This window comes from Paraburkholderia sp. BR10882 (genome assembly GCF_040948855.1).
GTDB lineage: Bacteria > Pseudomonadota > Gammaproteobacteria > Burkholderiales > Burkholderiaceae > Paraburkholderia > Paraburkholderia nodosa_A.
This window is the reverse complement of the sequence record NZ_JBFPKP010000016.1, coordinates 25,538-39,322: the sequence shown is the minus strand read 5'-3', so window position 1 is coordinate 39,322 and position 13,785 is coordinate 25,538. Positions and strand designations below refer to the sequence as shown.

The 13,785-nt window shown below is 65.5% G+C and carries 7 protein-coding genes; 1 reads left to right on the top strand and 6 read right to left on the bottom strand.

Annotation, left to right across the window (positions count from 1 at the left end; translation table 11 throughout):
* Positions 1 to 106: 106 nt before the first annotated feature.
* Positions 107 to 739, top strand: a complete 633-nt coding sequence (locus AB3X99_RS30505; RefSeq protein WP_368619028.1) for a lytic transglycosylase domain-containing protein — start codon at positions 107 to 109, stop codon at positions 737 to 739.
* Positions 740 to 888: 149 nt separating this feature from the next.
* Here AB3X99_RS30505 and AB3X99_RS30500 read toward each other — a convergent pair whose 3' ends face one another.
* The 6 genes from AB3X99_RS30500 to AB3X99_RS30475 form a co-directional block, all read right to left on the bottom strand.
* Positions 889 to 1,398, bottom strand: coding sequence for a DUF1269 domain-containing protein (locus tag AB3X99_RS30500; protein ID WP_069267152.1), 510 nt, complete (start codon positions 1,396 to 1,398; stop codon positions 889 to 891).
* Positions 1,399 to 1,464: 66 nt separating this feature from the next.
* Positions 1,465 to 3,177: a c-type cytochrome gene (locus AB3X99_RS30495; RefSeq protein WP_368619027.1), complete on the bottom strand. Its 1,713-nt coding sequence runs from the start codon at positions 3,175 to 3,177 to the stop codon at positions 1,465 to 1,467.
* Positions 3,178 to 3,179: 2 nt separating this feature from the next.
* Positions 3,180 to 4,016 carry a hypothetical protein gene (locus AB3X99_RS30490; protein ID WP_069267153.1) on the bottom strand — a complete coding sequence of 279 codons (837 nt, stop codon included), beginning with the start codon at positions 4,014 to 4,016 and terminating at the stop codon, positions 3,180 to 3,182.
* 30 nt (positions 4,017 to 4,046) lie between these two features.
* A complete protein-coding gene (locus AB3X99_RS30485; protein WP_368619026.1) occupies positions 4,047 to 4,973 on the bottom strand; it encodes an outer membrane lipoprotein-sorting protein in 927 nt (308 codons plus the stop codon).
* 43 nt (positions 4,974 to 5,016) lie between these two features.
* Positions 5,017 to 5,511, bottom strand: coding sequence for a hypothetical protein (locus AB3X99_RS30480; protein ID WP_069267155.1), 495 nt, complete (start codon positions 5,509 to 5,511; stop codon positions 5,017 to 5,019).
* Entirely contained in the window at positions 5,508 to 13,775 is an 8,268-nt protein-coding gene (locus AB3X99_RS30475; RefSeq protein ID WP_368619025.1) for an Ig-like domain-containing protein, read from the bottom strand. The genes AB3X99_RS30480 and AB3X99_RS30475 overlap by 4 nt, the downstream gene beginning before the upstream one ends.
* Positions 13,776 to 13,785: the final 10 nt, after the last annotated feature.

The following is a 13,785-nucleotide window of genomic DNA, read 5'->3' as shown; positions in this document are numbered from 1 at the left end:
GCAATGCGCTTTTTGAGCGCGCTTTCGCGTCACAAAGTGTAGGGAGGTGCCCCATTGCCGAGCCGTTTTTTCTTCCACCACAATTCAGGTGCAGGAGAAAACAACGATGCATTACCACCCGTCATCCAGCTTCGGAAACGCGATCATTGCCGCATTCGCGATGCTCGGTGCGGTGTTGCCGGGACCGGCGTGCGCACAAATTTTCGGCACCGTCGACAGCAACGGCGCCATCGTTCTGACGAACGTGCGCGGCAAGCCGGGATTGAAGGTGATCGTTGCGGGCGAACCGCCAGGCGAACCCGGCGCCAGGCGCCGGTCGCGCAAGTCATCGGGCGGCGCCGACTCCCCCCTGTACGCCGACGTGATCGACGAAGCGAGCCGTTCCTTTCGCGTTCAACCCGAACTGCTTCGCGCGGTGATCGACATCGAGTCGGGATACAACCCGAAGGCGGTTTCGGACAAAGGCGCGCTGGGACTGATGCAGTTGATGCCCGACACCGCTGCGCGATTCTCGCACGGCGACATGTTCAATCCACGAGACAACGTGCTGGCCGGCGCCCGCTATCTTCGCTTTCTTCTCGACCTGTTCAAGGACGATGTGGAACTCGCGCTGGCCGCCTATAACGCCGGTGAAAACGCGGTGATTCGCGCCGGCTATCGCGTGCCGTCGCTGCCGGAAACGCGTCTGTACGTTCCGCGCGTGCTGGCGCGCTACAAGCAGCTCCTCGCGTCCAGTTGAGCCTGATTGCACGCCCCGGAGCATAGCGAACCGGCCGACTGGGGACCAGTTCAGCCGGCCGGACGCCCTCTGCGACGTAGAACGCGAACACTTGCAGCGGTGCTGCGTCCTACGCTCTCCCTCCGTTGTCTACCGCGTGCGGGCACACGTCACCGAAACAAGGCAATGGTCTTGTCCGAGCCCTCGCCGTGCGCCTGTACATGGTGAAGCTCGATCATGTCCTCGATCTCCTCCACGCGCTCCTTCGGGACGTCGATCATCATCAAAAGCTCGCCGCGGAGGATCGCTTCTTCGAAGCGCTTCAAGCGCGTATTGCGCACCTCGACGCCGACCACGGCCGCTACCCCGGCGCCGAATCCTGCGCCCGAAAGTGCGAGGATCACCACTGTGCCGCCGGCAATCCGTACGTCTTCGGGCGGGCACACAAGCGCAATCAGCGCCACCAGCAGCCCGATCGCACAGCCCACTGCCGCGCCTCGAGCCAGCGAAGCAAGCAGATCGCTGCGTTGCGCGAGCGATGCCTGCGGCAAGCCGTCGAGCGACACATTCTCGTTGGCGATGACATGCATATGCCGCCACTCGACCCGGTGCAAAAGCAGTTCGCCGGCGACCGCGCGCGCGCGCTGTGCGGTAGGCAGCAAAAGATAGACGCGTCGCATTTGAGCTTCCCGCTTTCCGTCGAAAGTGTGCAGATGCACGACACGCCCCGCAAAGCGCCATCGATCTCACGGCACGATCCAGTCCCCATCGGCGACGAGCTTGATGTGGTCCGGCCCGGCAAAGCGAACGATATAGCCGCCCTTGGACGCGAATGTCTGCCCCGGCGCCAGCGTCAGGCGCGGATAGTAGCCCGTCAGGATGCGGCGTTCGAGCATGTCCTGAACCCGCTCCACCAGATAGTCCCTCACGAACGCATCGACCATATGGCTCAGGGTCTCGGCGAGCAGACCGCAGGCAAGGTAGGTGTCCGCCTGCACCTGGGGAGCCACCATCGGTATCTGTCTGATCGAGAACCAGCCGAACGCGTAGTCGACGCGCACGCGCCGCCCTTCCGGCAAATCGAACGGGTACGCAAGACGCGTGACGCCGCGCCAGCTCGTCGGCAAGGGGATACTATCCAGCCCACCCATGAGGCCCGACATGAACACCGTATGCGTCGCTGGAGGGATCCGCGCGAGCGCCGCAATATCGGGCGGACGCAGCCACAACACAAGCACATCCGAGCGCGGTATGCCGTGCAGCGCACCTGCAATGCCCTCGCCCGGGGCGAGTGCGTGATTCGATACCGCAATGCCGTGAGCCGCCAGCGCCGTGGCGAGCGACTGCGCTCCGCGTTCGCCGTTGTCGCCGGTACGATAGACCTGCCAGACGTGTGTCGGCGCCTTCGCCTCTTTCGTGCCCTGCGCCTGCGGCGCGCCGGTTTCATCGACGATGCGCGCCGCAATCAGCTCCGACTCGAGCAGCACGCCCTTCGAGAAGTACACGGAATAGAAGTCGCGATCGTTTTCGATCGGCACCTCGACGTTGGGAAAGAGACACGGCACGGCCTCCTGCTCGCAGAAGTCGTGAATCGGCGCCCAGTTTTTGCCGCCGAGACCCGACAACACCGCGAACACCGGCTGCCGGGCCAGAAACTGCGTGAGTTGCCCGCGCCAGGTGTCCGGCGGACCTTTTAGCTCCCACACGTGCAGTTCCCAGCGGCGATTGACCATGAACATCATCTTGCGCGACGAACGCAACGGCGGCACCGCACCGAGCGGAAAGACGTTCTTGTCGGCGAAGTAATGCGTGAGCACATCGAGCATGCCCGCGCGTTTCACCGGGTCGGCATCGGGGGTGATGATGGTCGCGAAGTGCAGCACGGTATCGGTGACACCCGTCGGCCTGCGCCGATCGAGCTGCTTCAGATAGCCGATCAGCGCCTGCATATCGGCGTCGTTCAGCGCGTACTGCGGCATCAGGCTGCTGAGCGGCTTGCCTTCGGAGTCGATGCCTTCGCGAATCGCGCGTGCGACCGTCGCCTCGGTGTACGGTTCACGTTCGGCGCGCATCCCGGGAACGTACGGCAAGTCGCGATCCTCCGGAGTTTGCGTGCGCGGCTCGACGAGGTAGCGCCAGCTGATTGGCGGAATGCTGCTGTTGCCCTCCCGCGAGCCGAGGCCACTGCGTCGATGACAGTTCACACAGGCCGCGGCTGCGCCTTGCAGGTGCACGCCCCCGTCGTGCATCGCTTCGAGCGCTTCGCCCGAACCCAGTACGCCCTGCTGATAGAGCGCCTGCCCGGCGCTCGCCGTCGCGACCGGTGGGGCGGCAGGCGCGCAACGCGCCTCGCGCACAGGCACGATCAGCGCGGCGAGCAACGCGCATGGAGCCAACCATCGCGTCGCCCGCGACGGTGCCCGTGTGCGGCCTCTCGGCCCGCTTGCCGTGCGCTTCATGATCAGGGCGACGGATGTCCCGCGCCGGGCAGCGCCGGCGAGGCATCGACGTCGATCGAAACCGATTTGCGGTGCATCTGCGGCGGTGCGGGTCTCGTGAAGATGCCATCGTCCAGCGCCGGATTGAGCGACACCTTGTCGATGGTGAGCTTGTCCTTTTTGTCGGACGCCGGTGCCCCACTCTCGATCTCGAGCGGTATCTGCAGCCCCTCGACGCTCCTGAAGTCGCTGTAGTTCACGTCCACGACGACCGTCTGCCCACGCGGCGTGCGCACCTGGCGGTCGACCTGCACGTCGAGAAACGTTTGAGCGTCGATCCACACATGGCGGATCACACCGGAAGGCAGCTTTGCGGCAAGGCGATACGCATCGCGCCCGCCCACCTGATCCTTGCCCTCGAGCGTAACGGTGACGCCCTTCGCTTCATGGTCGATCAGGAGCCCGTCGATCACCTGCTCGTCGCGCGCGGACGTCGCCTCGTCCATCGAGTACGGCCGCGGCGTCGCGCTGCCCATGCCGTTCGGACCCAGTTTCCAGCCTTGTTTACCGTCGAATACGCGCACGGACTTCTGGTTGTACACAGTGACCTCGAAGCGTGTCTTGTTCGGGCGTTTCATGGCGAGGACAAACGGCAGGTCCGGCGCGGGCGCATTGGCGCTATCCACGTGGCCGGACCAGATCATGGTCTGGACTTTGCGCCATGCGTCGAGGCCGCCTCTCGCGTCGACGTTCTTCTGGACGATCTCATCGGCACTCAGATCGTGCGCGGGGATCTGCTCTCCCGCGAACACGACCGCGGCGACACTGCCGGCGAGCACCCATACTGCGACTGGTTTCATGGCCGTCAACCTCATGGGGGCACCCAGCGGCTAATGGCTTGCGCTCTGGCGCGGGCCTGGGTGCGCCCCTGCATTTGCGCCTGGGTTCGCACTCGCCGCCGGACGCGGGCTCGGCGCCGGGTTCGCGCTGACGACCGGTGCGGGGTGCGTGACTTTCGCCACCGTGACCTGCGGCTTGGCAAACGCGGTGTCGTCCACCTGCGGGTTCAGCGCAACCTTATCGATGATCAGCTTGTGCGTGCCTCTTGCGCCGACGACAACCGTTTCGAGCGTATGCGGCATGACGAGGCCGCCCTCCTTGCGATAGTCGCGATAGAAGATCGCAACGTTGTGCATCTTGCCGTCGAGCTTGCGCGCATCGCCGTCGACCTTCAGTTCGAGAAAGCTGGCCGCATCGATCCATACGCGGCGCGACGTGCCGTCTTTCATCGTCAACTTGAGCACATACGCGCGGTGGCCCTCGACCATTTCCATGCCGAGCACGTCGATGCGCGTGCCTTTCGCCGCATAGTCCATGAGCGGCCCATCCAGTTCGGCCCACGACGCGGCCGCCTTGGCCTCCGCGGGCGTGTAGGGCTCCACTTCATTGCGGCCGAGGAACGGCCTGACCTTCCACCCTTGCGCGCCGTCGTAGACCTGGAATGCCGTCTGGTCGTTGAAGCGGACCTCGATACGGCTCTTGCGCGGGCGCTTGAGCGTCATCGTGAAAGGAAGTTTGGTGTTCTTCGTGCCGCCCGCCTCGAGCTGCCCCGACATCGTCATCGTGTTGACCGCGTGCCACGCCTGCAGGCCGCCGCGCGCGGCGACGTTGCGCTCGACGATCTGCGCGGCACTCATGTGCGCCGCGCCCGCAGTCTGGGCGCTCGCCGCAGAAGACCCCGCGAGCGCGAGGGGAGCACTTGCCGCGAGCGTCACCACCGACGCGGTCCGGATCGCCAGCGAAAGAAAGCGGTTCATGAGTCATCTCCTCTTCGTCTGCGCGTGAAAGGCGCTTGTGCATTCATTCGACTATCAGCCCGTCGATGTGGAACGACCCCACGAATACGTCGACGCGCTCCCCGGCCTTGATCAGACCGCCCTTGTTCGAGAACACCATCCAGTACTCCTGACCGGTTTCCAGCGGACCGCTCTGGCGCAGCGCCCCAACCTTGTCCATCACCGGGATTTCGAGCAATGCATGGCTCGTGCGTCCGAACATCACGGCTGTCGCGGTCTTTTCGCCGAGCGGCCGCGCGGCCACCGGGTCCGTCACACGATAGCTGAAGCGGATCAGGTTGCCCGACGCCGTGCGGCGCACGCTCAGGTGGTCGATGCCCTGCATCAGTTCGTAATAGCCCCGCGCGCGCTGCGGCAGGCTCGCCGGCGAGTACGGCGACTGCTTCGCCGCCGCGCTCGCACCGGCCTCGCCGACCGCCGGCTGAAGCGAGGCGGCGACGAGACAGATACTGCCGGCCAGCAGCACGACCCGCGGCGTCCGGCGCAGACGCTGGCTCATGGCAACGCTCCCAGTGTCTTCAGACCCGCCGGCGTCGTGACTGCGGGCGGCGTGCCTACCGGCAGCGCAGGCTGGCCTTGATTGCCCTGTGCGCCTCCGATGCCGGGCAGCCCTCCGCTGTTCGCGGCGTTTGGCAGGATCCCCTGCAACAATCCGAGCAGCGTCACCGGATCGTTGACGCCAAGCGCGAGCGGATACGGCTGCGAGGCGAATACGCCGGGCCTCACGAACTCGACTGCGCCGATGTCGTAGCCACCCAGCTGCGGCCGCGGCGTGCCGAAGATGTCACGATTCGGCGCACCCGCTGCCGTGGCATGGTTGACCGCCGGCGAGGTCCCGGGGATCGTGTAGTTGCCAAGCAGCGTGTTGCGTTGCGCGCCCGTGCGCGCCTCGTTGAACAGCGACAGCGGACCGTACGACATGTTGATCCAGTTGTTGCCCTCGTCCGGCGTCGCCGAAGGCAGCAGGCTGAACAACGGATTCGGCAGCACCGTGTCCGCAATGCCCGGGGGCACCGTGATGCCGATGCCACCCGCCTCCGGCGGCACGCGCGCACCATTGCAGTACTGATGCACGACGTCCGGATTCGATCCGCTGTTGTTTGCGTTCGGATAGTCGCCGGCGTCGGTCAGGATCGAGTACTGCGGGTTCATCGTCAGACCGGACCCATGGTTGGCGGCTCCGGTGTCGCCGAACGCGCCGATGTCCCAGTAGACCGCCTTCGGATCGCAGTAGCCCGTGGCGTGCCCGGCCTGATTCAGCGACGGATTGAGCGTGACCACGTTCTGCAGCCCCGCAATGCCCGGATCCAGTCCTCCCACCGTGATGTAGAACGTGCGGTTCTGCCAGAACAGGTCGTTCGTGAGCACCGGGTTCGAGAACGTCGTGCAGTCCGGGTGGCCCGCCGGGCATTTCACGTTCGGCCTCGTGAATGCCGCCACCAGGTTCTGCGTGTGGCGCGCGGTCTCGAGGCCGGCCGGCTCGTACTGCGACGTCGTGGTCGGCTGGCACGTCGTTTCCGAACCCGAGGTCGTGCAGTTCGGCGGCCCGACGTTGGCCTGTGACGCAGCGGACGTGTTGAACAGCACGCCGGCCGTCGCCGTCGAGTCGTTGGAGACGACCGTGTTGTTGATGAAGCTCACCGCCACGGCATCCTGCAGCGACACGCCGCCGCCCGCCCAGCCCGCCACGTTGTTCGCGATGATGTTGTTCGTCACCTTCACGCGATACCACCTGGAGCTGTCGTTCGGACTACGTTGCACGTCGGTGCCGTTGACGTTCTGCAGCCGCAGGCCGCCGCCCTTGCCGCTTTCCGCCGTGTTGCCGACGATCAGGTTGCCGTCGATCGTGATGTCCGGGCCCGCGCCGTCCGAGAGCTGCGGCGCGCAGTCGACGTCGGTGGCCGAGTTCTCGCAGAAGGTGCCGTCGGGCGGCACACCCTGAACGATCAGCCCGCCGCCGTACGTCGGCAGCGTCGGGTTGTTGCTCTGATTGAACAGGATCCAGTTGTGCGACAGGTCGCCGTTGTAGCTGAAGCCGAAGTGCGCGACGCCGCCGCCGTCACCGCTGCTGATGTTGCCGCATACCCAGTTGTAGTTGAACTTGTAGTAGTCGGCGCCCGAACAGAACGTCACTCCTCCTGCCGAAGACGGTGTGGTCGAGTTGATTTCGTCGCCGTACGAAGCGTTCGACGTGACCTGGTTGTTGTGCACGTTCACGTGGACGTTGTACTGGAACGGCAACTGGGTCACGTTATTCGCCGCGATGTTGCCGTCGGGCACCTCGACCTGGCCGACGATGATGCCGCCCGTGAGCGTTCCCGCGTTGGAGAAGACGCGGTTGTTCGATACCTCCGTGTAGTGGTTCCAGCCATGCAGGTAGATACCGCCGCCGCCTTGCGAGCTGTTCGTGAACGACATGCCGTCGATGCGCGACGGGTTGCACAGGAAGTTGCTCTGATAGGTATTGCAGTCCGCGGCGCTGTTGGTGAGCGGCGTGCAGATGCCGTTCGCGACGCAGTTCTGGTCCTGGGTCAGCACCCCGCCCACCAGCACGTCCTTCACACCCTTGCCGAGCACGGTAATGGCCGCGCCTTCGTACGCGCCCATCAGCGTCGGCTCGATCAGCGTCTCCGCGAGGTTGCCGTTGAGGTTGAAATCCCAGCCGGAAGTCGGCTCGAACGGAATCCCGTCGATCTTGCGCTGCATCGAGGCGAGGCAACTGTACGCGCCGGTCGGATCGTACGGATTGCTTGCCGAGATCAGGCCGCCGTTCAGGGCATCGCCGAACAGGCACCCTATCTGCCTGCGCCACGGGTCGAGCTTGCCCGACGGATGCGGATTGGCGTCGACCGTCACGGACGTCGCCCCCACGCCTTGCAGCCGCACCGGCTTCCACATGAGCAGCATCTCCTTGTAAGTCCCGGGACCGACGACGATCATGTCGCCGGCGGCGGCATGGTCGATTGCGGTCTGGATTGCATTGCCCGCCGTGTTCTCGCCCCCCACGTAGGTGGGCGCCTTGCCGCCGATCGTCACGGTGACCGCATCGATCGAGCGCTTGCCGCTCGCTGCGGTGACGACGAGCTGGCCGCACTGGGTCGGGGTCGTCACGCCGCGCTGCTGCATCGTGCAGGCCGCATCGGGACCGAGCAGAGGCGGCACGACCACGGTGATCTTCGCGTCGCTCCACGACGTCACCGGCGCCGGGATGCCCGCGATCGTCACGACGCCCCGTTGCTGGCCGAAACCGTAGTTGCGCGTGATGAACTTCTGGTTGAACGGCGCGGCGGTGGCGGCTGGACCTGTGTACGCATGGTTCGGCACCTGCTGCCTGCCGACCGACGTGATCGTCAGTGTCTTCAAGGGTCCACTGACCCACGGTCCCGCGCCGCCGTTGCTGCCCGCGGACGCATTGCCGGCAATCGCGTCGCCCGTCACGGAGGCAATGCCCGGCGTACCGTCCGGATAGGCGCAGTCCACCTGGTTATACCCGTCCGCGAAGGCCTGGACGGGCACCACCGGCGTATCCATGTACTGGGTCTGTCCGGGCATGAACGGAATCTCGTAGCAGAACTGGCTATATGCCGGGTTATAGAGCGGGTCCTTGATGGTCTGGCCGGAATGCGCCGGGTCGGGCTTGTACGGATCGTTCATGCAGGCGACCATCATCGTCGGCGCGTAGCCCGTCGGGTTCGGCGGGTTGACTTGCCAGGTCGAGTAGGTCAGCCCGTTGAAGATGCCCCACTGGTCGGAATAGGTGCGCGAGATTTCGTTGCCCGCGAAGTCCTTGAACGACACCGGCACGTTTGGCACTGCGAACTTCTCGCCGAACTGCGGCGAATATGGATCGAACTCCGACGAGAAATCGTCCAGCATGAAGCCGGTGTAGTGTGCGGCGACGTGCGTCGAGCTGAAGATCCAGAACTTCGCCAGCACCGCGCTTTGGTCGGTGAGCTCCACCTCCTTGCGGTCGCACAGATTCCGCGAAGCCCCCGCGAACGGCGAGACTTCCTGCGAACCCGGGAACAGACTGATGTAGTCCGGCACGATCCGCAGTTCGCCGACACACGGCCAGAAGCGTTCGACGGAGCCGGTGTCGCCTTCGGCATGCGGGGTGGAGCCGAGATTCGAGGTCGGATTCTGCGGGTTGTTCCGGTTGTACGTGGAGTTCATCGCCGCCTGGTCGGGCAGGATGAAGATGTCGCCGATGCCGCCGAACTGCTGCGTAACCGGTGCAATGTAGTTGTCGCCGATCAGGATGTTCTTGTCCTCCTCCTTCACCAGTTCGTAGCCCGGCGGCACGATGATCTCGACCACATACTTGCCGGGCGGCAGCATCTGCGTGCCGTCCTTCGTGGGATTGGCGCTGCAGATCGTGCAGTTGGTGCCGGTCGGCAGGCCGCTATGCGGATCGCGGCCCGTCACGCTCGGGAACTGGTACATGCCGTCGAACGGCGCCGGCTGCACCTGGTTGAACACGTGCATGCCGTCATAGCACTTGAACTGCGAGTTGTTCGGCAGCGCACGCTGCTGCGGGTCGAGCCAGTTCGGCGTGTTCCGCAGCGTGTAGAAGTACGGATCGCTGGTGCTCTGGCCCGGACAGTTCATGTTCGGCACGCCGTCCGAACGGAACCCCTGGGCCCAGTCGTCCCAACTCGCGGTCTTCGTCGTATCGACGAGCTTCAGGCTCGTGGAGCCGTCCGCCGCAACGCCTTCCTGATACAGGTTCACCGTGACGTTCGGCACGTTGGGCGTCCACTTCGTGTGAATCAGCAACGTGGGATCGTCGAACGGGCGCGTGGAGGCATAGACGACTTCGCCGTGGATGCCGCCGTTCTCATTCGCCGCGTAGGGCGTCTTGCCGAACTCGACGAACGAGCTCTGGCCCGAGAAGCCCTGCCAGCCCATCGTGGTCACCCACGGCGGATCGACCCGGCCGGTCGAGGGATTCGAGCCCGAGCGGTCGTTGCAGTCCGCGTCGTTGCAGTACACCGCGCCCGGCACCCGCAGGTTCGTGGGCAGATGGACCGATTCCAGCGTGTTCGCGAAGTTCGCGGCGATCGTCGACTTGCCGCCGCCCGGCGTGCCGTCCGGCGGACCGCCCGCGTCATAGACGACGTGCACGCCGCTCTGCTTGAAGCGCGTCAGGTCGGTATCGACGACGTACCAGTTGAACAACGGGAACTCTTCGTTGAACGACGCATAGCCGCTCCCGTCCGTGACGTTGAAATCCGAATAGCTGCCGTCGCGGAAGCGAATGTTGGTCGACAATAGCGCGAGACCTGGCTTGCTCGGGTCCCCCACGCCGTTGCCGTTCGTGTCGAGGAAGGTCCGCGTATAGAGATTCGTTTGCCATTGAAGCACCGCGATATCTCCCGCGTCCGTCACCGTACCGCCGCCCAGCGTCACGGCCGATGCGAGCCCGTCGACGATCTGGTCGTTCCACTGGTCGAACACCGTGATTCGGGTTATGCCGGCAGGCAGGCCCGTGAAGCTGAACGTGCCGTCCGCGTTGCACTTGGTGAACGCGTAGTCTTCACCGTCCGGATCGCCCACGCTCACGTAGCATTGCGTGAAGCTCAACGGCTTGCGCGACTGGCTGCCATAGAGGTGCTCGTCGGGCGGACGGCTGTAGTGCAGGTTCGTCACCCGGCCCTTGAGCCCGTTGTTGCAGCTCGAGGTGGCGCACAGCAAAGGCAGCCGCGCGTTGATGATCTTCGGATTCGCAAAGCCGATCGACACGTGGAAGCCCGCCGGACCGAATTCCTGGAAGTACGCAGGGCCGCCGATCTTGATGAACGAATCATGGGCCTTCTCGCCGTCCAGCGTGTTCGTCTGCAGCCATTCCTCGCCTCGCGCAATGCGGTCAGCAGCGGGCGTCGCGATGATGCCGTAGCGGCCCGGCATCAGGTTCGCGATGATGGCCTGACCAACGAGCGGCGACAGCGTCTTGCCATCCGACTCGTATTTCGGGCAGGTCGGGATCATGCCGACGAGGCCATCGGTCGATGTCGAAATCGGGCACGCGTTGAGCCCGCTGACCGGATCGATCGTGCCTTGCAGCGAGTTGGACAGCGGCATGTTGAACATGTCGTAGGTCATCTGTCCGGTCGGCTGGCCGCTGCCGCCCGCGTCGTCCCACAGCTTGATCTCAAAGCCGCCGAGGCCCGGTTCGCGCGCCGAGCCGAAGGTGTCGGTGCCGCCGCTCACGTCCACTTCGCCGTTCAGCGGTGCGTCGTCCTCGAACACGAACACGGAAACCTTCGCAGTCGGGAATGGCGATTCCTCGAGCAACACATTGACCGAAGTCTGCCCGGCCGCGATCGGCGCGCCGCCCATGCCGTTGCCGCATTTGCCCGTGCCCGGCGCGAAGTTCGCGACGCCCGGACAGTCTTTGGAAATGTCGAACTGCCGCTGCGCGCCCGAGGGGTTGGTCGGGTCGACCGGCTGCGGAACGCCGCCGCCGTTCGTGAACGAGTTGTACGCGTTGCCCGGCAGGATCGAAATGTAATAGCGCTTCTTCGGATCGAGCGCCACCTGCGACGGATCCACCGGCACCTGCTGCGCCGCCGTGGTCCGGCACACGCCGTTGCCGACGTCGCACACCGCCGGCAGGTGGGTCTGGCTGACCGGGTCGTAGACCGTCTGCCCCGCTTCGCACGCGGCGACGCCGACACAGCCTGCCGCCACCACCGGCATGTAACTCGTATGGAAGTTTGCACCGAGACTCGGCACAGGCAGCGGCGGACACGTCGCCGGACGCGTGGGCGAATTCACCTGGCACGCCGGATCGATCTGGAACGTGCGGTCTTCCTCGATGATCCAGCGGTAGTCGCTGATCTTCACCGGCGTCTTGCCCGGCTGCGTGCTGGGCGCATCGAGTACGTTGACGACGAGTCCGCTGCCGCCCTTGAACGTCACCGTCACGCTCGCCGTGTTGCTCGCCGTATTTTGCGCATTCACCGCCTTGTACTGGAACGTCACACTCGCGGACGCCGCGCTGCCCATTGGCGCCGTTGCCGGGCTCGCCGTGAAGGAGCCGTCCGGATTCAGCGTGACAGAGCCGCCCGAAGGGGTGCCGACCAGCGTCGCGGTGAGCTGCAGGCCATTCGGATCGCTGGCGTACGTGAGCACACCGGGCTCGGAGATCTGCAGCCGCGAGGCGACGTTGCTCGTATATGCGGCATTACCGGCCGTGGGCGGTCCGGACTGACACCCGTTGCCCGTCGTGCACGCAGTGAGCGTCACCGTCGCCGCCGCGTTCGGGTTGCCGTTCGCCTGGTACACGAAGCTGTCGGCCGTCGTGCCTTGACTCGGCGTGTAGACGAACGTGCCGTCCGGGTTCAGCGTGAGCGAGCCGCCAGTCGGTGGCGTCTTCACCTGCACGCCGTAGACGTTGGCGTCCTTCGCCGCCACGCCTCTAGCCGGGTCGGACACGGTCAGCGTCTTGCCGGGTACGAAGAAGTACGTGGAACCGGTGACCGAAGCGTTCGCCACGGCGGCCGCGGACGCCGCGGTGGAGTTGTTCACGCTGATGTAACCCTGCATGCCGCCGTCACGCGCGTTGTTCGTCGACAGGCTCAGTTCGCGATCGAACACCGGCAGCGCGGAAGCGGCTGCGGCCGGCATGTTGACCAGCGCGTCATAGGTCTTGCCGGCCGCCATGAACACTTCCGACTGGATCCGCGGATTGCCGGGCAGCACGTTGCCGTCTTCGGCGATCAACGCGAAGCCGGAGACCGGGGTCGTGCCGGTTTGCGCGCCGACCACGGCCGGCACGTGCATGCGCAGACCCGCGTTGACGAAGCGAAGCATCACCGGTCCGGTGGTCGCGGCGCTCGTCGCGGCGAACGTCGAAGCGCCGGGATTGGTGCGGTCGAATGAGACGCCGTTGATCAGGTAGTAGCGCGGATCGTAGTTCACCGTGGGCGGATAGCAGGTGCCGAACGAGGTCGACTTCGAATCGCCGCAGCCGCCCGGCTGCCCGGACCAGGACAGGGTTTCGCTGAAGCCCGGGGTCGCGACCGCGGAGGCGACCGCGGTGTTCTGCACCGGATCGATTTCGCTCAGCACGAGCGGCACGTCGGTGTCGTAGCTGATGCCCGGATACGCCTGTGCAGGCGTCGTGCCGTTGGCCGCCGTTCTCACCACCAGCACGCCATAGAGCCCCATCGGCCCCTGGATCGATGGGTGCGTGCCCGACTCGATCAGATAGGTGCCGGGGTTCAGGTTGCTCCACGTGAGCGCAGTGGTGCTGCCGTGCGCGACTTCGGTCGCGAACGACTGCACGCGGGCCGCTTGCGTCGGCGGCGTGAACGTCGCCCCGCCGGGCGCGGCGGCGGCGGTCGGCCACGTGGTCGCGGTCTGGGTGGGGTGCGTCGGGCTCGGCATGCTCGTCGCCGTCGTGCCCAGACCGCCGCCCAGTTGCCCGACGATCACGAGCGAGGTCGGCACGGAGCCGGGCAGGCTGTTGTTGAGATTGATCGTGAGCGGCCCAGGCGGCACCGTGATGACGACGGGCGACCAGTTGGCCCCTGCCCCGGGGTTCGCCGCCGTACACGTGGCAGGCGCAGCGGCCGCCGTGCAGCCGTAACCCCACATCGGCACGGCCTGCCCGTCGGGCATCACGGCCGTGGTGGCCTTCGCAGTGAGATTGACGGATGCCTGGGCGAATGCCATCCCGCTCGCGCCCAGCAAAACGGAAGCGGCAATCGACGCCTTAAGCATACCTAACAGATTTGCCTTGAGTGTGGTGGATCTCATCGCCGTTCTC

Coding starts and splice junctions, on each gene's coding strand:
- AB3X99_RS30505 (WP_368619028.1), top strand. CDS start 107: ATGCATTACCACCCGTCATCCAGCTTCGGAAACGCGATCATTGCCGCA.
- AB3X99_RS30500 (WP_069267152.1), bottom strand. CDS start 1,398: ATGCGACGCGTCTATCTTTTGCTGCCTACCGCACAGCGCGCGCGCGCG.
- AB3X99_RS30495 (WP_368619027.1), bottom strand. CDS start 3,177: ATGAAGCGCACGGCAAGCGGGCCGAGAGGCCGCACACGGGCACCGTCG.
- AB3X99_RS30490 (WP_069267153.1), bottom strand. CDS start 4,016: ATGAAACCAGTCGCAGTATGGGTGCTCGCCGGCAGTGTCGCCGCGGTC.
- AB3X99_RS30485 (WP_368619026.1), bottom strand. CDS start 4,973: ATGAACCGCTTTCTTTCGCTGGCGATCCGGACCGCGTCGGTGGTGACG.
- AB3X99_RS30480 (WP_069267155.1), bottom strand. CDS start 5,511: ATGAGCCAGCGTCTGCGCCGGACGCCGCGGGTCGTGCTGCTGGCCGGC.
- AB3X99_RS30475 (WP_368619025.1), bottom strand. CDS start 13,775: ATGAGATCCACCACACTCAAGGCAAATCTGTTAGGTATGCTTAAGGCG.